17 protein-coding genes are annotated in these 20,250 nt (G+C 36.2%); 16 read left to right on the top strand and 1 reads right to left on the bottom strand.

Translation table 11 applies throughout. From position 1 onward, the window contains the following. Positions 1 to 7 precede the first annotated feature (7 nt). From M4I44_RS05090 to M4I44_RS05075, 4 genes are all read left to right on the top strand, one after another. Positions 8 to 1,057: a UDP-glucose--hexose-1-phosphate uridylyltransferase gene (locus tag M4I44_RS05090; RefSeq protein ID WP_070906170.1), complete on the top strand. Its 1,050-nt coding sequence runs from the start codon at positions 8 to 10 to the stop codon at positions 1,055 to 1,057. 251 nt (positions 1,058 to 1,308) lie between these two features. Next, positions 1,309 to 2,994, top strand: a complete 1,686-nt coding sequence (locus M4I44_RS05085; protein WP_249966693.1) for a sodium/sugar symporter — start codon at positions 1,309 to 1,311, stop codon at positions 2,992 to 2,994. Between the two features lie 443 nt (positions 2,995 to 3,437). Continuing rightward, the gene (locus M4I44_RS05080; protein WP_249966692.1) at positions 3,438 to 6,284 is read left to right on the top strand and encodes a T9SS type A sorting domain-containing protein; all 2,847 of its coding nucleotides are present in this window, start codon (positions 3,438 to 3,440) and stop codon (positions 6,282 to 6,284) included. Between the two features lie 814 nt (positions 6,285 to 7,098). Continuing rightward, positions 7,099 to 7,704 carry a hypothetical protein gene (locus tag M4I44_RS05075; protein ID WP_017496921.1) on the top strand — a complete coding sequence of 202 codons (606 nt, stop codon included), beginning with the start codon at positions 7,099 to 7,101 and terminating at the stop codon, positions 7,702 to 7,704. Between the two features lie 368 nt (positions 7,705 to 8,072). On the opposite strand, the gene M4I44_RS05070 is transcribed toward M4I44_RS05075, so the two are convergent. Beyond that, a complete protein-coding gene (locus M4I44_RS05070) occupies positions 8,073 to 9,323 on the bottom strand; it encodes an NAD(P)/FAD-dependent oxidoreductase (protein ID WP_017496920.1) in 1,251 nt (416 codons plus the stop codon). A gap of 101 nt (positions 9,324 to 9,424) precedes the next feature. Here M4I44_RS05070 and hutH point away from each other — a divergent pair, with 101 nt between their 5' ends. From hutH to M4I44_RS05010, 12 genes are all read left to right on the top strand, one after another. Beyond that, positions 9,425 to 10,945, top strand: a complete 1,521-nt coding sequence (hutH, locus tag M4I44_RS05065) for a histidine ammonia-lyase (protein WP_017496919.1) — start codon at positions 9,425 to 9,427, stop codon at positions 10,943 to 10,945. A 39-nt stretch (positions 10,946 to 10,984) separates the two neighbouring features. Further along, the gene (locus M4I44_RS05060; RefSeq protein WP_249966691.1) at positions 10,985 to 12,220 is read left to right on the top strand and encodes a WG repeat-containing protein; all 1,236 of its coding nucleotides are present in this window, start codon (positions 10,985 to 10,987) and stop codon (positions 12,218 to 12,220) included. A gap of 85 nt (positions 12,221 to 12,305) precedes the next feature. Beyond that, complete coding sequence (fabG, locus tag M4I44_RS05055; protein ID WP_017496917.1) at positions 12,306 to 13,037, top strand: 3-oxoacyl-ACP reductase FabG; 732 nt, start codon at positions 12,306 to 12,308, stop codon at positions 13,035 to 13,037. A 139-nt stretch (positions 13,038 to 13,176) separates the two neighbouring features. Next, positions 13,177 to 14,412: a beta-ketoacyl synthase gene (locus M4I44_RS05050; protein WP_017496916.1), complete on the top strand. Its 1,236-nt coding sequence runs from the start codon at positions 13,177 to 13,179 to the stop codon at positions 14,410 to 14,412. Then, the gene (locus tag M4I44_RS05045) at positions 14,405 to 14,659 is read left to right on the top strand and encodes an acyl carrier protein (RefSeq protein ID WP_017496915.1); all 255 of its coding nucleotides are present in this window, start codon (positions 14,405 to 14,407) and stop codon (positions 14,657 to 14,659) included. The genes M4I44_RS05050 and M4I44_RS05045 overlap by 8 nt, the downstream gene beginning before the upstream one ends. Beyond that, complete coding sequence (locus M4I44_RS05040; protein ID WP_249966690.1) at positions 14,659 to 15,537, top strand: lipid A biosynthesis acyltransferase; 879 nt, start codon at positions 14,659 to 14,661, stop codon at positions 15,535 to 15,537. The genes M4I44_RS05045 and M4I44_RS05040 overlap by 1 nt, the downstream gene beginning before the upstream one ends. A 322-nt stretch (positions 15,538 to 15,859) precedes the next feature. Continuing rightward, complete coding sequence (locus M4I44_RS05035) at positions 15,860 to 16,762, top strand: hypothetical protein (RefSeq protein ID WP_070906177.1); 903 nt, start codon at positions 15,860 to 15,862, stop codon at positions 16,760 to 16,762. A 16-nt stretch (positions 16,763 to 16,778) separates the two neighbouring features. Then, positions 16,779 to 17,912 (top strand): beta-ketoacyl-ACP synthase III, encoded by a 1,134-nt coding sequence (locus tag M4I44_RS05030; RefSeq protein WP_017496912.1) that lies wholly within the window; start codon positions 16,779 to 16,781, stop codon positions 17,910 to 17,912. After that, positions 17,912 to 18,343 (top strand): hypothetical protein, encoded by a 432-nt coding sequence (locus M4I44_RS05025; RefSeq protein ID WP_070906179.1) that lies wholly within the window; start codon positions 17,912 to 17,914, stop codon positions 18,341 to 18,343. The genes M4I44_RS05030 and M4I44_RS05025 overlap by 1 nt, the downstream gene beginning before the upstream one ends. 10 nt (positions 18,344 to 18,353) lie before the next feature. After that, positions 18,354 to 18,818, top strand: a complete 465-nt coding sequence (locus tag M4I44_RS05020) for a hypothetical protein (protein ID WP_017496910.1) — start codon at positions 18,354 to 18,356, stop codon at positions 18,816 to 18,818. Between the two features lie 23 nt (positions 18,819 to 18,841). Then, positions 18,842 to 19,246: a hypothetical protein gene (locus tag M4I44_RS05015; RefSeq protein WP_017496909.1), complete on the top strand. Its 405-nt coding sequence runs from the start codon at positions 18,842 to 18,844 to the stop codon at positions 19,244 to 19,246. Continuing rightward, the gene (locus M4I44_RS05010; protein WP_070906181.1) at positions 19,246 to 20,244 is read left to right on the top strand and encodes a BtrH N-terminal domain-containing protein; all 999 of its coding nucleotides are present in this window, start codon (positions 19,246 to 19,248) and stop codon (positions 20,242 to 20,244) included. The genes M4I44_RS05015 and M4I44_RS05010 overlap by 1 nt, the downstream gene beginning before the upstream one ends. The last annotated feature ends 6 nt before the right edge of the window (positions 20,245 to 20,250 follow it).

Raw genomic sequence — 20,250 nt, 5'->3', positions numbered from 1 at the left:
ACTATAAATGAAAAACTTTGACATCAACGAAGATCCGCACAGACGTTTCAATCCATTACTAAACGAATGGATTCTGGTATCACCTCATCGAGCAAAACGTCCGTGGCAAGGGCAAAACGAGACTCTTGCAACTGAAACTCTTCCAAAGCACGACCCAAACTGTTATCTCTGTCCGGGTAACGTTCGCGCCAATGGAGAGCACAATCCGACCTATAAAGACAGCTTTGTCTTTGAAAATGACTTCGCCGCAATGAAGCAGGACGAAATTATATTTGAAGAAGACATCAAGCACACTTTTTTTAAAACAAAACCCGAACAGGGAATTTCAAGAGTAGTCTGTTTTTCACCAAGACATGATCTTACTTTACCGGAAATGGAAATTGAAGGAATTGAGAGCATTGTAAAAGTCTGGCAAAAAGAATACGCTGAACTGGGAAGCATCAAATACATCAATCACGTTCAGATTTTTGAAAACAAAGGAAGTATTATGGGCTGTAGTAATCCGCACCCTCATGGTCAGATCTGGGCGCAGTCGTCGCTTCCAACTCAGGTTGAAAGAACACAACAAAATTTGAAATCTTATTTTGATAAAAACAACCGAACGCTTCTTCAGGATTATGTTCAGGCAGAATTAAAAACGGGTGATCGTGTAGTAATCGAAAACGATGATTTTATTGCTTTAGTTCCGTTTTGGGCAACCTGGCCTTATGAAACAATGATTGTAAGCAAAAGAGTTGTAAATAAAATTACTGATTTTACGGAAGAAGAAACCAATTCCTTTGCCGTAATTTTAAAACAACTCACCATCAAATACGATAATTTATTCAGTACTTCTTTTCCATATTCATCAGGAATCCATCAATCACCTACAGATGGTTTAGAACATCCGGAATGGCACTTCCACATGCATTTCTATCCGCCTTTGTTGCGATCAGCCACAGTAAAGAAATTTATGGTGGGTTATGAAATGTTAGGCGAATCTCAAAGAGACATTACCCCTGAAAGATGTGCCGAAGTTTTAAGACAGCAATCAGACATTCATTACAAACAAAAATAAAATAAAACTTTAGCCTATTTTGCCCCACAAATTGTTACAGCTTTGAACAACATACTTAAAAAAACAGGTACGTCTTAGCTCTTTTTTACCCTTTAATACAGAATCACATTAATAAATCAAATCAAAAACGAATAATCGACCCAAATCAAAAAAAATAAAAAAACAATATTTAAACCACCTCAGACAAATATTGTTTTTTACCCTCTACTAATCAAACAATCACTATCTAATTATTAAAAATAGTACTATCAATGAACCAGAACCTTGCTTTCGCAGATTATGCGGTTTTTATTATTTACTTCATCGTAGTTTCGGCCTACGGTTATACGGTTTACCGAAAACGTAAACAAGACGAACAGGATGCTAAAGCTTACTTTTTGGCCGAAGGAAACCTGACCTGGTGGGCTATTGGAGCTTCTTTAATAGCTTCAAATATCTCGGCAGAGCAATTTATCGGAATGAGTGGTGAAGGTTTCTTTTTAGGAATTGCCGTTGCGGCTTATGAGTGGATTGCAGCTATAAGTCTTATTGTGGTCGCCGTTTGGTTTATTCCCGTATACCTAAAGAATAAAATCTATACGATGCCACAATTCTTAAAAACACGTTATAATGATTCTACAGCTTTAATCATGGCTGTTTTCTGGCTGTTCTTGTACGTTTTTGTAAACTTAACTTCTATTTTATATTTAGGAGCTGTGGCCATTAACGGTATGGCCGGCGGAGAATATCTGCATATTATCATGATCGGACTGGCATTGTTTGCCCTATTCATCTCTCTTGGAGGTATGAAAGTTGTCGCATATACGGATGTCATTCAGGTGGCCGTTTTAATCATTGGAGGTTTAGTTACCTCGTATATTGCTCTTACGACCGTAGGACAATATTTTGGAGTAGGACAAAATGCAATTGCGGGTTTCAAAGTTTTAATGAGAGAAGCACCGGAACATTTTAAAATGATTATTCCAAGGCCAACTGCAACATCTTCTCAGCTTGACATCAACAAATATCTTACTTTCCCAGGTCTGATGTCATATCTTGCCGGTATCTGGATCATCAACCTGAATTACTGGGGATGCAACCAATACATTACGCAAAGAGCCTTAGGTGCCGATTTGCAAACTGCACGCACCGGTATTTTGTTTGCCGGTATGCTCAAATTGTTAATGCCTTTAATTGTAATGTTACCGGGTATTGCTGCCTATGTTTTATATCAAAACGGACATTTACCACAATTAGTCGGAGGAAAAGACGGAGCTTATTCTGCTGTACTGACTTTCCTTCCAACCGGATTAAAGGGGCTTTCAGTAGCGGCACTAACCGCAGCAATAGTCGCTTCGTTAGCCGGAAAAGTAAACAGTATCTCGACAATCTACACTTTGGATATTCACAAAAAATACATTCAAAAAGAAGCTGGTGAAAAACAGCAGGTAAACATAGGAAGAATTGCCGTTTTTGGAGCGATGCTTTTAGCAGTATTATTTACCTGGAATGATATTTTAGGAATTGGAGGTGTTGGCGGATTTACCTATATCCAAAAATACACGGGCTTTATCAGTCCGGGAGTTTTTGCCATGTTCGTTTTAGGAATGTTCTGGAAACGAACTACGGGAGCTGCAGCCGTAGTAGGCGTAATTTTAGGTTTTGTATTATCCGTACTATTCAACGAATATGCTCCAGCCTTATTTGGAAATGAGACTTTATTGTACACTGCTTATCCAAACGGAAAAGGAGCTTTTGAAATCCCTTTTCATATTTGTATGGGATTATCATTCATCTTTACCACTTTGGTGATGGTTTTAATCAGCTTTGCAGGTCCTAAAGTGAATCCTAAAGCATTCGAAATCGATGCCGAAATGTTTAAAGTAAAACCACAAACCACTGTTTTAATCGTCATTACATTATTGATTATTGCAGCCCTGTACATTAAATTTTGGTAGTTTTATTGTATTCTTTTTTGAAAAATAAAACCGTACCGGGAAAATCACATTTTTTAAATATTATGTTATTAATTTAGAAAAAACCTACTTTTTTAATCATTGTTAATCAGGCTTTTACGCGCCAAATTTTATTAAACCCGACAAGTTTTAGAGCTTGTCGGGTTTTTAATTATTGTAGGTCACCGCCTTATTTTACACTATTTCCCACAAAATCTTCATCACCAAATTCTTTGCCTTTTTTTCAAAATAAAAAAACCAAATCACTAAAATTCAAATATTTTACTTACAATACTGATTATTTGTACAAAGTAATTTCTTACTATATTTGATTTGCGTATGGTTAATCTTTAAATTTTAGGTACCAAATTTAAAGAGGCAAAAACGATACGTTTTTTCAAACAATCACAATTAACGGAATGTATAACGTATTAAATGTTTTTACTATGATAAAAAATTATAAACTTTTATTCTTCTCTTTTCTTGTCTGTTTTATTCCAACTCTGGCTAAAGCTCAATTAGGCAGCTCCTGTGGAATTCCAGCTTGGTATTCGGTCACGCAATATTCCAGTAACTCTTATGTTCGTTACAATAATATAGTGTACAAAAACAATTCCTGGTCCCAGGGAGCCGGCAGCACACCCGGATCAAGCAGTGTCTGGTCTGCAGTAGGCAGCTGTGACGAGCAATTAATTATCAATAATCCATCTCTGGCTTATACTGCCTGTAATACCGTTTCTGATTGGAACAGCGCAACACCCAACTATAATGTAAACAACATTATACGATACAACAATGGTGTCTACAAAGCCAAGTACTGGGTCGCCGGAACAGAAATTCCTGATCAGTCTTCTGCTTACACTTTTCTTGGTGTGTGTATCAAGCCCATAGCCATTTCTCCTGCCTACGCCGATGGACAAATTATTATAAAAACCACATTATCGGCTATCAATCTTACTGCATCACTCAATCTGTACGGTTTTTCGGCAACACAAAATAAGGTCGAAATAAAAAAGACAACAGAGTCTTCTTATACAACTTACAATATGAGTTTATCCGGCAACACGATATCGTACAATTGGACCCCAACCGCTTATGGAGATTACAACATTCGATATACCACTGTAAATTCGATTGGAATAAGCACCGTAGTCAATACAACTATTAAAATTGCGATTACTGCTCCTGCTGTGATAACGATTACCGGTCCGCCAAACGCCACTTCCTATACTCAACTTAATTTTTCGCCTATAAGCATTACTTTTACTATTCAGCCTTCGTCCGGAAGTTCCATTAGCAGCATACTGTTTAAAGATCTTACCGCCGGAACTAATGCTAATGTGAGTACCAATCCACAAAATTCTTATACCTTTAATTGGACCCCTCAGAATTATGGAAACAATTCACTGCAAATAGCAGTCACAGACAACAATGGGACCATAGCAACAACCGGTTTACAACTTACTATTGTGAATCCTGCCACACAAAATATTTCCTTTGCTTCACTTCCAAATCAAATAAAAGCGGTTAATGGAATACCTAAAACATTCGTATTCGATAAGGCTATCACTTCCTTAAAAAGAAGAAACACTACTGTATTTGATTATACTATTACCGGAAATACTTTAAAAATTATCCCTAAAAAAGCAGGCAGATCCGGGCTTCAGATAACCACTTCAGATGGTACCATATATTATCTTGGTTTAAGAATAGACAATACTAATGGAAGCGTATTAAAATATCCTGATTATGTTTCTGTAGGATCTGTATCTGAAGACACTACCGATGATGTCAATTTTTACAACAACAATATCGACGACAGCAATCTGCTCAAAAACAACAGAATGGATGTAAGATACATCTATATCAATGGAGGGCCAATCGCAGGATGGAATACCTGGCAGCCTGACAGAGCTATAAAATTTGCACGGAATTCTTTAAAAATGGGGCTTATTCCTTTCTTTGTTTTTTATAACATTCCCGACGGAAGCGAATCTTACGAACTGGATCTGGCACACGTAAAAGATGCTTCCTATATGACGGCTTATTTCAATAATCTCAACCTTTTTCTGAATCAGGTTAAAGCGGAACTGGGAGATGAGTTTTTTGGAGTGGTATTAGAACCTGATTTTCTGGGCTATATGCAGCAGTTTAACGAACCTATAACGACTACAACAGCCGTAAATGCAACAAGTATTGCCCAAAATGCAGGTACATTAAAAACCCTGGTAGAAAGAATCAATTTTGAGCTCAACAAGAAAAGAACAGACGAAAACCTGAATATGGAATTTGGATGGCAGCTTAATCTTTGGGCAAAAGCTGGTGTAGCCGGTCCAAAAGGAATTATCAGAGAAACGGATACCGGAACTTTTACTACCCAGCTTAACAAAATTAAACAAACCGCTGCAGATATTTTTCAATACACCAATAGTATGGGAATTATGTCTAATAATGCAGACTTTATTTCTATAGACAAATACGGTCTTGATGCCATGGGCGCCGGAAGTACCGGAAACCCTGCAGATCCCTTCTCTTATACCTGGTTCTGGAATAATGACCACTGGATGAATTACCTGAATTTTGTTCAAAAACTTTACGAAGCCTCTGGCAAACATGTTGTCCTCTGGCAAATCCCGGTAGGACATATCAATGGTTCAGAAACCGTAAATGAACGAACAGCAGGTCCTTTTCAAATTTTAAATAATACCAGCCAGCACTACGAAGATTCTGCTTCTACTTTTTTCTTTGGGGATACCGTAAATTTCTCAAATGACGCGACTCGTTATAACTATTTCAGTCAGAATAAACATGCCGACCCTAAACTTCTGGTTAATCCCACTACAAAAAAAGTGACTTTTGGAAATCACTTTGCAGAAGTAAAAAATAGCGGAACCAAACTTGTCTTAATGGGAGCAGGTGTAGGAGCCAGTACGGATGGAATTGGAAACCCGGGAACTACGCTGACTGATGATCATTTTTGGATTCAAAAATTACAAGATTATTATATCAATCAAACTTCCGGCACTAGCACGTCCAGTACTGCTGCTCTAAATGATGATCTAACTTTTAATTCCTCTCTGATTATCTACCCTAATCCCGTTAAGGAAGAGCTAAGTATCAACACAAAAGAAAAAGTTGAAGTTGTATATGTTTTTGATATGAATGGTGAAAATGTTATCACCCTGAAAAATAAAACTAAAATCAATCTCTCCGAACTTAAAAACGGCTGGTATATAGTGGCTGTAAAACTTGAAAATGGTAAAAAGATTTCTAACAAAATATTAAAAAATTAAACAGGATCTTAAACCTAAAATTATTTTTTAAATAATATAAATAATAAGGAGGCGTTAGTGAACGCCTCCTTTTTTGTTTTGGTGTATCTGTTTCCTTATGTAAACCTTTACATGCTTTGCGGTTAAAAAAAACAGTATACGGATTGCACGGATTCGCTTTGCGAAGACGCTGATAAAAACGGATTTATTAGGAATAAAAATTATTATCTAACCAGTATTAAAAAATCCGCGCTGATCCGTGTTTTCGCAAAGCGAATCCGTATAATCCGCGTTCCTTTTTAAGTGCTAATTTGGGCACAGCATTTTGATGTAACAAAACAGGAAATAAAAATATTTTGTTACAGTTTTTGAAACAAAATTGAAATTTTATAAAAATTGTTACAGCTTTTAAAACAAATTGAAATAAAAAAATAATTTGTTACAACTTCCTTACGTAGACCTTTGCATGCTTTGTGGTTAAAAAACAGTACACGGATTACACGGATTCGCTTTGCGAAGACGCTGATAAAAAACGGATTTATTAGGAATAAAAATTATTATCTAACCAGTATTAAAAAATCTGTGCGGATCCGTGTTTTCGCAAAGCGAATCCGTGTAATCCGCGTTCCTTTTTTAAGTGCTAATTTGGGCACAGCATTTTGATATTGGTTACCGATAAGATGTTTCTGCGTTCCTTGCGTAAACCTTTGCGCTCTTTGCGGTAAAAACATTTTTGAACTTTAGCTAATAAATGATTTTATTTTAACAGGAAAAATGTTTGTATAAACATTTTAATTACTTTTAACACACTAATTAACCAAAAACAAAACAAAAAATGAAAAAATTAATCTTTGCTTTATTTATTATTTCCGGAGCAGCTTTTGCACAGGACATGGAAGTAGTAAAAGGAAACTTTGATTTCTTAAAAGATCAAAAAGAAATCAATACCGAATTTGATTACAGCAACTTCACGATGATGAAGGAAAAAAAATCGGAAGCACAGTATGTCCAGGAGCATAAAGCCGAGTTAGATCAAAAGGCAAAAGGCAACGGAAACATCTGGGAAAAAAAATGGATTAGTGCAAAAGATCAAATCTGGACTCCTAAATTTTTAGAAATTGCTAATATTGTTTTAACTAAAGAAAAAAAGGATTTGAACTTTCAGGAAAATTTAAAAACTCCTTATACTTTAATCGTGACTGCAGTATGGATCTATCCGGGTTGGGATGCCGGAATTATGAAACAGCCCGCAAAAGTAACGACCAACTTAAAATTTGTTGAAACTGCTAATAAATCAAATGTCCTATTAGAAATTACAAGTGAAGAAGCTCCGGGTGATCAATGGGGCAGTAATTTCAGTAACGAAACCAGAATTGGTGAAGGTTTCGCCAAAACAGCAAAATCAATGTCTAAACTGATAGTAAAAAAAGCATATAAATAAAACGATAAGAGGAGAGCTGTCATAAAAACAGCTCTCCTCTTTATTTCCCTATACTAATTTTAAAAAACAATAAAACCTAAAATATGCCGCTCCTCCGGAGCTCTCTTCTCTGTCTCGATTTTATCTATAAAGATTTTGCTCCGTTGGAGCAATCCACTGGTGCTTTTTTCCACGTATAAATCTATTTGTTATAAATATTTTGCTCCGACGGAGCAGACAAAGCCAATTATCTAAATAAAAACAGAAAAAAACATTCGCTTTTTTATCCCGGAGGGATAACATATTTATAGGTTCATTTATAAATAAGAGCCCTTTAGGGCGAAATATGACGCTGCAATAGAAACAATCACCTAAACAAAAAGCCCTGATTATTCAGAGCTTTGTTCTTTTTGCATATTTAGTAAATAGGCCATATTCTTTATCACGTGATCGTGTTTTTTTACAAACGGATTTTCTTCGTTCCAGACATATCCTGCCAATACCGAACAGATCTTTTCTTTCACATCCGGATTTTCTGGCTGATGAAAAAACAAAGTCTGAAGATTCCCGGTGTACCATTCCTGTACATACGTGGTAAAAACAGCTATCCCCCTTTTCATATATCCGGTGAATTCTGTTTCCCAATCTACTTCGATTCCCTGAGATTCTTTAAGGTACAATTTGGCTGCCAGCATTCCGGATTCGGTTGCAAAGGCAACTCCAGATGAAAATACCGGATCTAAAAATTCAGAACTGTTTCCGGTCAGGGCAAAACCATCACCGTACATTCTTTTTACCGCTCTTGAATAATTCTCCAATTTTACCGGCTCAAACAAAAATTCTGTTCCTTTAAATCTTTTGATATAATAATCTGATTTCTGAATCGCATTTCGTAAAGCCTCGGCATTGTCTTTATTTTCTGAAAGCGAATTAATAAAATCGGTCGGTCCCACAACCCCCAGACTCGTATTTCCGTTGGAGAAAGGAATTACCCATAGCCAAACTTCGGTTTCCAGAATATCAAAAGAAATTTGAGTTCCCTCTTCTCCTTCTTCTCTGTTAATATCTTTTACATGTGTAAATATCGAAGAATGCGGATCTAATTTTGATGGGGTATCCAAGTCTAAAAGTCTTGGTAAAACACGGCCGTATCCACTGGAATCAATAATGAATTTAGCATGTATTTCTTTTAGGTTTCCATCCTTATCTTTTACAATTGTTTTAGAGTTTTTACCCTCAAAAGAAACCTCCAGAACCTCTGTTTCAAATTCCAGATCAATTCCTTTTCTAATCACTTCCTGCGCCATGGTGTTGTCAAAATCAGCGCGCGGTACCTGCCAGGTCCAGTCCCAGCCTTCACCAAATTTTTTGCTGAAATCAAAAACACAAATTTCTTCTCCTCTGATAAAACGAGCGCCAAGTTTTTTCTCAAAATTCATCGCATCCAAACTCTCAAAAAGCTCAGCCTCAGCAAAATGATCCATTACTCGAGGGATAAGACTTTCCCCTACTACAAGTCTTGGAAATTTTGTTTTTTCAACTACTTTTATCTTAATGTTGTTTTTGTGAAGATACGATGCCGAGACACATCCTGATGGTCCTGCGCCAATGACTAAAACATCAACAAACTCCTTTATCATATTAATATTATTATCAATTATTAACCTACATTTGCCATCATCAAAATAACTACATTTATTTTGATAAATAAAATTAAATTAGCACAACCAAAAACGATTTAATGAACACAATTAATGAATATTTAAGTTTAGCAGAATTCGAGTCTATTATTTTTGGAAATAATAAAGTTGTCATCAGCGATATTGTTTTAAACAGAGTGAATGAAAGCTTCAATTTCCTAAAAGAATTTTCAGGAAACAAAGTAATATATGGTGTCAACACTGGTTTCGGACCAATGGCCCAATATAGAATTAAAGAATCTGATCAAATACAATTACAATACAATTTAATCCGAAGCCACTCTTCGGGAACGGGAAAACCTTTAAGCCCTGTTTGCGCGAAAGCAGCAATTTTGGCTCGTTTAAACACTTTATCATTAGGTAATTCAGGGGTTCATCCTTCTGTAATTCACCTGATGGCAGAACTGATCAACAAAGACATTACTCCTCTTATTTTTGAGCATGGCGGTGTAGGTGCCAGCGGAGATTTAGTACAATTATCACACTTAGCTTTGGTTTTAATTGGCGAAGGCGAAGTTTTTTATAAAGGAGACCGAAGACCAACCGCTGAAGTTTTTGAAATTGAAGGCTTAAAACCTATTCAGGTAGAAATCAGAGAAGGTCTGGCTTTAATCAACGGAACTTCGGTAATGACCGGAATTGGAGTTGTAAATGTGCATCTTGCCAAAAAATTATTAGACTGGTCTTTAAAATGTTCCTGCGCAATCAACGAATTGGTTCAGGCATACGACGATCATTTCTCTGAAGAATTAAACCAAACCAAACGTCATAAAGGACAACAGGAAGTAGCCTCAAGAATGAGACAAAATCTTTCAGACAGTACCTTGATCCGTAAAAGAGAAGATCACTTATATTCCGGAGAAAACACCGAAGAAATCTTCAAAGAAAAAGTTCAAGAATACTATTCTTTACGTTGTGTTCCTCAAATTTTAGGACCGGTTTTAGAAACTATAAACAATGTCGCTTCTATTCTTGAAGACGAATTTAACTCGGCAAACGACAATCCTATTATAGATGTAAAAAACAAACACGTTTATCACGGAGGAAATTTCCACGGCGATTATATCTCGCTTGAAATGGATAAACTAAAAATTGTTATTACCAAACTAACCATGCTGGCAGAACGTCAGTTGAATTATTTACTGAATTCAAAAATCAACGAAATCCTTCCTCCATTTGTTAACTTAGGAACTTTAGGATTTAATTTCGGAATGCAGGGGGTTCAGTTTACCGCTACCTCAACCACTGCCGAAAGCCAGATGTTATCTAACCCAATGTACGTTCACAGCATCCCGAACAACAACGACAATCAGGACATTGTAAGTATGGGAACCAATGCTGCCGTTATTACTTCAAAAGTAATCGAAAACTCATTTGAAGTTTTAGGTATCGAAATGATCACCATCGTTCAGGCTATTGATTATTTAGGACAAAAAGATAAAATTTCATCCGTTACCAAAAAATGGTACGACGATATCCGAAACATTATTCCTGAATTTAAAGAAGATCAGGTGATGTATCCTTTTGTTCAGAAAGTAAAAGATTACCTGATTCACAGTTAATACTTATTTTTACATTATTAATATTGAACCTTTAAAATCATGAAAAAGACACTTATTATTTTATTTGCATTCACTATTCAATTTGTTAATAGTCAGGAATTGGCGTTAGTTAAAAAAGATTCAAAAATTGGATATCTTTCCAAAGACGGAAATTTTAAAATTGAGCCTCAGTACAAATCCGCAAGAAGCTTTTCTGAAGGATTGGCAGCTGTGGAAAATAATGGAAAATGGGGGTTTATAGATGCTAAAGGAGCCTGGGTAATTCCGGCAGATTTTAAAAATGTTAAAGATTTCAACAGCGGAATTGCAGTTGTACAAAAAGACAAAGACTGGGTGTATATCAATACAAAAGGAGAAGTTCAGAACGCTCCTGTGTCAGACAAACTTTTTGATTTCGAAAATGGCGTAGCGTTCATTCGACAAAATGGCAAAGTAGGATTAATCAATTCGAAAATGACCGTTGTTTTAGAACCAAAATACGATCAGATCAAATCTTTTGAAAACGGTTTTGCCAGAGTTGAAAACAATAAAAAATGGGGAATTATTAATACTTCCGGTAAAGAAATGATCGAGCCTGCGTATGAAGAAATAGGAAATTATTTCAAGAACACAAGCTGGGCAAGAAAAGATAAAACCTTTGGAATCGTTAGTTCAGGAAATTTTATTCCCGTTGACGGAGCTGAAAAAATCTGGGATTTTGACACGCAGGATCTTACATACGCCAAGAAAAATGGCAAAATTGGATTCATTGACCTGAAAGGAAATTGGGTAATTACTCCAATTTATGACAAGGTGAAAGCGTTTTCAAAAAGTTTAGCTCCTGTGTGCGTAGGTTCAAAATGGGGGTATATCAATCCGAAAGCTGAATTTGTAATTGAACCTACCTACAGCGATGCCGAAGTTTTTAGTGCTGATGGACTGGCTCCGGTAAAAGAAAAAAACTGGGGATTCATCAATCAAACCGGAAAATTAGTTATTCCAACCCAATACAATATTACAGCAAATGGTTTTGTTATTGCGCTGTTCGTAAAACAAGACAAAGGCTTTATCGATGGTCTGGCCCGAGTAAAAAATGAAGGAAAATGGGGTTTCTTAAAACCAGATGGAACGGTATTAGGCAACCAATGGTTTGAAAATGCTGAACTGTTTTCACAATCAAAAGAAAGAATCAGCACAGCAGAAATCGCGGCAGAGAAACCAAAAGCAGAAGCCAAAACGACTGAAAAGTCAGAGACAAAAACTACCAAAAAACCGGTAGCCAAAAAGAAGAAATAAAACCTATTAACCAAATAAGTTCTGCATATGAAATTGCTAATCAAAAAGTGATTTTATACCGAACAAATAAAAATAAATTCTGAATATGAAATGTGTATTAGTAACTGGCGGTTCACGAGGAATTGGAAGTGCTATTTGTAAAAAATTAGCCGTTGATGCAAATTATCATATCCTGATTAACTATCACTCGAATAAAACAGCTGCAGAAGTAACACTTCAGGAAATACAAAAACTAGGAGCAACGGGAGAAATCTTAGGTTTTGATGTTTCCAATTTTGAAGACGTACAAAAAACATTAACACAATGGCAGGAAGCTAATCCGGAAGCAATTGTAGAAGCAATTGTAAACAATGCCGGAATTACAAAAGATGGTCTTTTTATGTGGATGAGTCCCGAAGACTGGAATGGTGTAGTAAACACCAGTTTGAATGGATTTTTTAATGTTACGCAGTTTTTTATTCAAAAAATGCTACGCAATAAATACGGCCGAATTGTTAATATGGTTTCTGTTTCAGGAGTAAAAGGAACAGCCGGACAAACCAATTATTCGGCAGCAAAAGGCGCAATTGTTGCAGCCACCAAAGCACTGGCTCAGGAAGTTGCCAAACGAAATATTACTGTAAATGCTGTTGCACCCGGTTTTATTAAAACGGACATGACCAGTGAACTGGATGAAAAAGAATTGTTAAAGCTGATTCCGGTAAACCGTTTTGGAGAAGCTGAGGAAGTTGCAGATTTGGTAAGCTTTTTGATTTCAAAAAAATCAAGTTACATTACAGGAGAGATTATCAATATAAATGGAGGAATATATTCTTAATAATCCTATGTTTGTGAGATTGTTTTAAGTTTTTTTAAACGTCAAAAATTGCTCACAAAGACGCAGAACTCCAAAGTTTTATTAAAAAAACTTTAAAAAAAATACACTTTAAGGATAGAAAATACTTTGAAATACCACCATGAATAAAAGAGTTGTAATTACTGGAATGGGAATTTATTCTTGTATCGGAACTTCTTTAGATGAAGTAAAGGAATCTTTATACCAGGGAAAATCAGGTATTCAGTTTGATTCTGAAAGAAAAGAATTTGGTTTCCAATCGGCCCTAACGGGAATGGTTCCGAAGGCTGATTTAAAAAATTTATTGACCCGCAGACAGCGAATGAGCATTGGTGAAGAGACCGAGTATGCTTATATGGCTACGATCGAAGCATTGAAAAATGCGAATATAGATGATGCCTTTTTTGAAGAACGCGAAGTGGGAATTATGTACGGAAACGACAGTGTGTCTAAAGCTGTTATTGAAGCTACTGATATTGTCAGAGATAAAAAAGACACCGCTTTAATAGGTTCAGGTGCTATTTTTAAATCGATGAATTCAACGGTAACCATGAATTTATCAACGATTTTTAAACTTCGCGGTATCAATCTTACCGTAAGTGCAGCCTGTGCCAGCGGATCACACTCTATAGGACTCGCTTATTTTTTAATCAAAAGCGGATTTCAGGACGTTATCATCTGCGGAGGCGCACAGGAAATCAATAAATATGCGATGAGCAGTTTTGATGGTTTGGGTGTTTTTTCGGCCAGAGAAAACGAACCGGAAAAAGCTTCCCGTCCGTTCGACAAAGACCGCGACGGATTAATTCCGAGTGGTGGCGGTGCAACGTTAATTCTGGAGAGCTATGAATCGGCTATTGCCAGAGGCGCAACCATCATTGCCGAAGTTGCAGGTTACGGATTCTCTTCAAACGGCGGACACATCTCGACGCCTAATGTTGAAGGGCCGTCTATAGCCATGCAACGAGCGCTTGACGATGCACAGCTAAAAGCAACGGATGTTGATTATATAAATGCTCACGCAACCTCAACCCCTGTTGGAGACGGAAATGAAGCCAAAGCTATTTTTGAAGTTTTCGGAGAGAGAAATCCATATGTAAGTTCTACCAAATCGATGACAGGTCACGAATGCTGGATGGCAGGAGCAAGCGAAGTAATCTACTCTATCCTAATGATGCAGCACGATTTCATTGCTCCAAACATCAATTTAGAAAATCCTGACGAAGATGCTGCTAAATTAAATTTGGTCAAAACTACTTTAAACAAAAAATTTGACATATTTTTGTCCAATTCCTTCGGATTCGGAGGAACCAACTCTGCGTTGGTGGTTAAAAAGTTTAAATTGAACGATGAATAAAGAAGAGATTATAGCAAGAATTAATGGTTTTTTGGTTGATGAATTTGAAGTAGACAATGATGATATCGAACCGGATGCTAATTTAAAAAACACACTTGGATTAGATAGTTTAGATTATGTAGATTTAGTAGTCTCGATCGAATCTAACTTTGGTGTAAAACTGGTAGAAGCTGATTTTGTTGGAATTGCTACTTTTCAGAATTTTTATGACCTTATTGAAACCAAACTAAAAGCTAAAGCTGTTTAATGAGTCAATGGGATGGCAAATCAAAAGGAACAGTTTTAGGCTATAGAATATTCGTTTTTTTAATACAAAAAGCGGGTATTAAGGCTGCTTATGTCCTGCTTTATTTTGTTGCTTCATATTACTTTTTGTTTTTAAAAAAAAGCAACAAAGCCATTTTCTATTACTTTAAAGAAAGGCTTCAATATTCCTGGTTCAAATCTAAAAAAATGGTCTTCAAAAGTTACTATACTTTTGGACAGACGATCATTGATAAAATTTCCATTTCGGCAGGAATGCGAAACAGATTCACTTATGAATTTGACGGAATTGAGGTACTGAAAAAACTTCTGGCCGAGAAAAAGGGAGGTGTTTTAATTAGTGCACATGTTGGAAATTTCGAAATTGCCGAACATTTCCTGGGTGATATTGATCTTAATTTTCAAATCAATCTGGTTACTACCGATTTGGAACATTCTGCTATAAAAAACTATCTGGAGAGCGTTACCCAAAAACCTACCGTAAAATTTATCATCATTAAAGACGATTTGTCTCATATTTTTGAGATCAATGCTGCTTTGACCAATAACGAATTGGTTTGTTTTACCGGCGATCGCTACTTTGAAGGCACCAAATCTCTTTCGGAAAATATATTAGGTAAGGAAGCTAATTTCCCTGCAGGTCCGTTTTTAATTGCTTCACGATTAAAAGTTCCTGTTGTTTTTGTTTACGTAATGAAAGAACCTAACTTACATTATCATTTGTACGCCAGAGAAGCTGCCTCGAAACATCGTGATGAAAAAGGACTGCTGAAAGAATATGTACAAAGCGTTGAGACTATTCTGCAAAAATATCCTTTGCAATGGTTCAATTATTTTGACTTCTGGAATAATCTGAAATAAAACTTAAAAAATCTCGCTGAGACGCGAAGTCGCAAAGTTTTTACTCCGTTTTGTCATTTCGACCGAAGGGAGAAATCACACCCCGTTTAGTCACAAAGATTGTCGACTTAGTTTGCGGAGTTTCTTATGTGATTTCTCCCTTCGGTCGAAATGACAAACTGTACTTAAAAATTCATTTCAAATTAAAACTTTGCGCCTTCGCATCTTTGCGAGATTAAAAAAACAACAAAAATTCATCGCCAAAAACAATTCATTTAAACAAGAAAATTCGTTTAAATAAATTTGCCTATTTTTGTTCGCAACCAAAAGCAAATAAACCTCAATGAAAAATGTTCTTGTTATTTATTATACGCAGTCTGGACAACTGGGAACAATTGCACGAAATATTGCAAAACCCTTCCTGAATTCAGAGGAGATAAATGTAACTTTTCACGAAATACAACTACAGAAATCTTTTCCTTTTCCATGGAATAAAGACGCTTTTTTCGACGCTTTTCCCGAATCATTTCTGCAAATTCCAACCGAACTAAAACCGGTTCCGGAAGAAATTCTAAACACCAAATACGATCTGGTATTGTTTCACTATCAGGTTTGGTATTTGTCCCCTTCTATTCCGATTAACTCTTTTCTGAAAAGTGCCGAAGCCAAAAAAATATTAAACAACACACCTGTTATCACCATAAGCGGCTCTCGTAATATGTGGATTATGGCACAGGAAAAAATCAAAGTTTTACTAAAAGAAGCCAATGCTCAGCTTGTTGGAAATGTGGCTTTAGTAGATCGTGTTGGAAATTTAATCAGTGTAATTACGATTGTAGAATGGATGTTTTCGGGCGTAAAGAAAAAATATCTTGGTATTTTTCCACTGCCGGGAGTATCAGAAAAAGACATTCAGGAGTCAGATAAATTTGGAGAAACAATACTTTCTGAATTTAAGCAAAATCAATTACAGAACTTACAACCCAAATTAGTTGCCATTGATGCCGTTAAAATCAGCCCTTATTTGGTCACCGTTGATAAAACGGCAAATAAAATTTTTAATAAGTGGTCGAATCTGATTTATAAAAATCAAAAAAACAGAAAAACACTTCTTAAAGTATTTAATGTTTATTTATTCCTTGCAATATGGTTAATCTCGCCAATAGTGTATATATTGCACCTTATTACCTACCCCTTTAAGTTAAATACCATAAAAAGAGAAACTCAATATTATCAAGGAGTTTAGAAGACGAAATTAGATTATGTTTGAAGTATATATTACCAAAGCCGCAAAGTATTTGCCAAATGAAGCCATTTCTAATGATGAGATGGAAAGTTATTTAGGCCTCATTAATGATGCTGCCTCTAAAGCAAGACGTATTATTTTGCGCAATAATAAAATCACAACTCGTTATTACGCAATAGATAAGTCCGGGAAAAGCACGCATAACAACGCCGAGTTAACCCGAAATGCAATTCTGCAATTGTTTGATGAAAACTTTACAGCACTGGATCTTGAAGTACTTTCATGCGGAACCTCAACACCTGATATCTTTCTTCCTTCACATGCTGCGATGGTACACGGTTTATTGAAAAACAAATCTGTAGAACTAAATTCTTCAACAGGAGTTTGCTGTGCAGGTATGAATTCTTTAAAATTTGGTTTCCTGTCTGTAAAATCCGGAAACTCCAAAAATGCTATTTGTACAGGATCCGAAAAAGTTTCGACCTGGCTCAATGCCCAAATGTACAACCACGAAGCGGCGAATTTGAAAAATCTGGAAGAACAACCCATCATTGCCTTCAAAAAAGATTTTTTACGCTGGATGTTATCTGATGGTGCAGGTGCGTTTTTATTAGAAAACCAACCAAAAGGAGCGATCTCATTAAAAATTGAGTGGATGGAAGCCTTTTCGTATGCTTACGAATTAGAAACCTGTATGTATGCCGGTGGTGATAAATTAGAAAATGGTGAGATCAAAGCCTGGAGCGATTATGCACCGGAACAATGGTTAAACGAATCGGTTTTTGCCATCAAACAAGATGTGAAATTACTGGACGAGTTTATTCTTTCCAAAGGAGCAGAAAGTATGAAAGATGCTATGGATAAAAATAATATCACATCAGATCATGTCGATTATTTTATCCCTCACGTTTCTTCTAACTTTTTTGTGGAAGGACTAAAAAAAGGACTGAATGAAAAAGGAATCGGTATGGCCGATGAAAAATGGTTCATGAATCTTTCAAGAGTTGGGAATGTCGGTTCTGCCTCTATTTACTTAGCTTTGGAAGAATTAATGAATTCAGGAAATTTGAAAAAAGGAGAACGTATTCTATTATCTGTTCCGGAAAGCGGAAGATTCTCTTTTGCGTATGCTTATTTAACTGTTTGCTAATGGAAACTGCTTTACTTTTAGAAAAAAATGCTGTCGAAAATTTATTGCCGCAAAAATTTCCTTTTGTTATGGTTGATAAAATGTATTCGTTTACCGAGACCTCATTGGTTGCGGGATTAAAAATTGAAAACGATAATATTTTTTCCGACAACGATACCTTTTTAGAAGCAGGTTTAATCGAGCATATGGCGCAATCTGTGGCTTTGCACACGGGCTATCAATTTTTCCTGAAAAACGAAACAGCCCCAACAGGCTACATTGGATCGATCAAAGAAATTGAAATAAAAAAGTTACCCAAAGTCAACGACACAATTCAATCGACCATAACTATTTTACAGGAGTTTGCCGGAATTACTCTGGTAGACATCGTAACGTATCTGAATAATGAAGAAATTGCGAACGGACAAATGAAGACCGTTTTAGCCAAATAATATAATAGGAATGAAAACCGGAGTCGACATACAAAACTACCTACCCCACAGAGCACCATTGCTTATGGTGGATTTAATTTTGGATATAAATTCCAGTTTTGTAGAAACTACATTTTTGATCCGTGAAGACAATATTTTTGTTGACAACAACATTTTTATTGAAGCCGGGCTCATCGAAAATACCGCACAAACCTGTTCCTCAATTGTAGGTAAAAAATATTTTTTTGACGATGACGGAACAGAAAATGAAAACGTAAATGTAATTGGTTTCATCAGTGCTATAAAGAATCTGAAAGTACATGCACTGCCAAAAGTTAATGACACTATTATTACCAAAGCAAATTTAGTTTCAAAATTTGCGGGTGACGATTATACTTTATGCACCATGAGCTGCGAAAGTTTAGTTGATGACAAACTACTTTTAGAATGCGAAATTAATCTGTTCATTCAACAAACGATTTCGGCTATTTCATAACTTCTCCCGAAAATAAAAAGGCCATGGAAAAAGAAAAAGTACCACAAGACAGCGGCAATTTAACCAAAAATAATCTCAAAGAACTGCTTTATGCCACCGATGAAAATGGCGACTATACCACAACTTTAAGTACCGGTTGGGAACCTAAAACCATCGCACTATCCAATTCGATTGATGACATAAACGAACGAATTGCCGAAGCAAAACAACAGGTAGAAATGGGTGAAGTAAGTCCGATTTGTTATTATATGGAACTTAATAAAATGGATCTCACCATTCTTTCCAGTTATGTTGGAATGTGGAAATGGCGTGTAAAAAGACATTTTAAACCCTCTGTTTTTGCCAAATTGAGCAACACTACTTTACAGAAATATGCCGATGCTTTTGAAATTTCAATAGCTGAATTAAAAAATATTAAAACCGCGTAATGCAAACTAATTTTACACATCATCAATCTGCCCATTGCGAAAATGGAGTAGCTTCGAATTTGTTAAAAAACAACGGACTGAATATCAGCGAACCAATGGTTTTTGGTATTGGCTCCGGACTTTTCTTCGTATACCTGCCGTTTATAAAAGTCAATCACGCTCCGGCCATTAGTTACAGAACTTTGCCCGGACAGATTTTTAATAAACTGGCGAGTCGTTTAAACTTAAAAATAAAAAGACAAAAATTTTCCTCTGTAATAAATGCCAACAAGGCCTTAGATGAAAATTTAAAAAATAATATTCCAACCGGATTACAAGTTGGCGTGTATCATTTGAGTTATTTCCCTGATGAATACCGCTTTCATTTCAACGCACACAATTTAGTGGTTTACGGAAAAACCGAAACCGATTATCTGGTGAGTGATCCTGTAATGGAAACCGTTACCACCCTGACACATGACGAACTTGACAAGGTGCGTTTTGCCAAAGGAGCTTTTGCACCAAGAGGACAAATGTACTATCCGATTCAAATTCCGAAGGATGTTGATTTAAAAAGTGCTATTATAAAAGGAATCAAAAATACCTGCCGTGATATGTTGGCGCCAATGCCTATCGTGGGTGTCCGCGGAATCAAATTTGTTTCCAAACAAATCCGAAAATGGCCTGTAAAACACGGTACTAAAAAAGCCAATCATTATTTAGCACAAATGGTTCGTATGCAGGAAGAAATAGGTACAGGAGGCGGAGGTTTCCGATTTATTTATGCCGCTTTTTTACAGGAAGCTTCAGTTATTCTGAACAATGAAGAATTAAAATCCCTTTCAAAAGAAATGACACAGATTGGAGATTCATGGCGTGATTTTGCCGTTGAAGCCTCAAGAATTTACAAAAACAGAAGCGCCAAAGAAGATGCCTACAATACAATTGCCGATGAACTTCTGGACATTGCCAATCGTGAAGAAATCTTTTTCAAAAAACTAAAAAAAGCTATTAGCTAAGAATAT

Source organism: Flavobacterium sp. B183 (assembly GCF_023539155.1).
Taxonomy (GTDB): Bacteria; Bacteroidota; Bacteroidia; order Flavobacteriales; family Flavobacteriaceae; genus Flavobacterium; species Flavobacterium tructae.
Note: the sequence above shows the minus strand (reverse complement) of the source record. Positions and strands in the feature narration are given on the sequence as shown.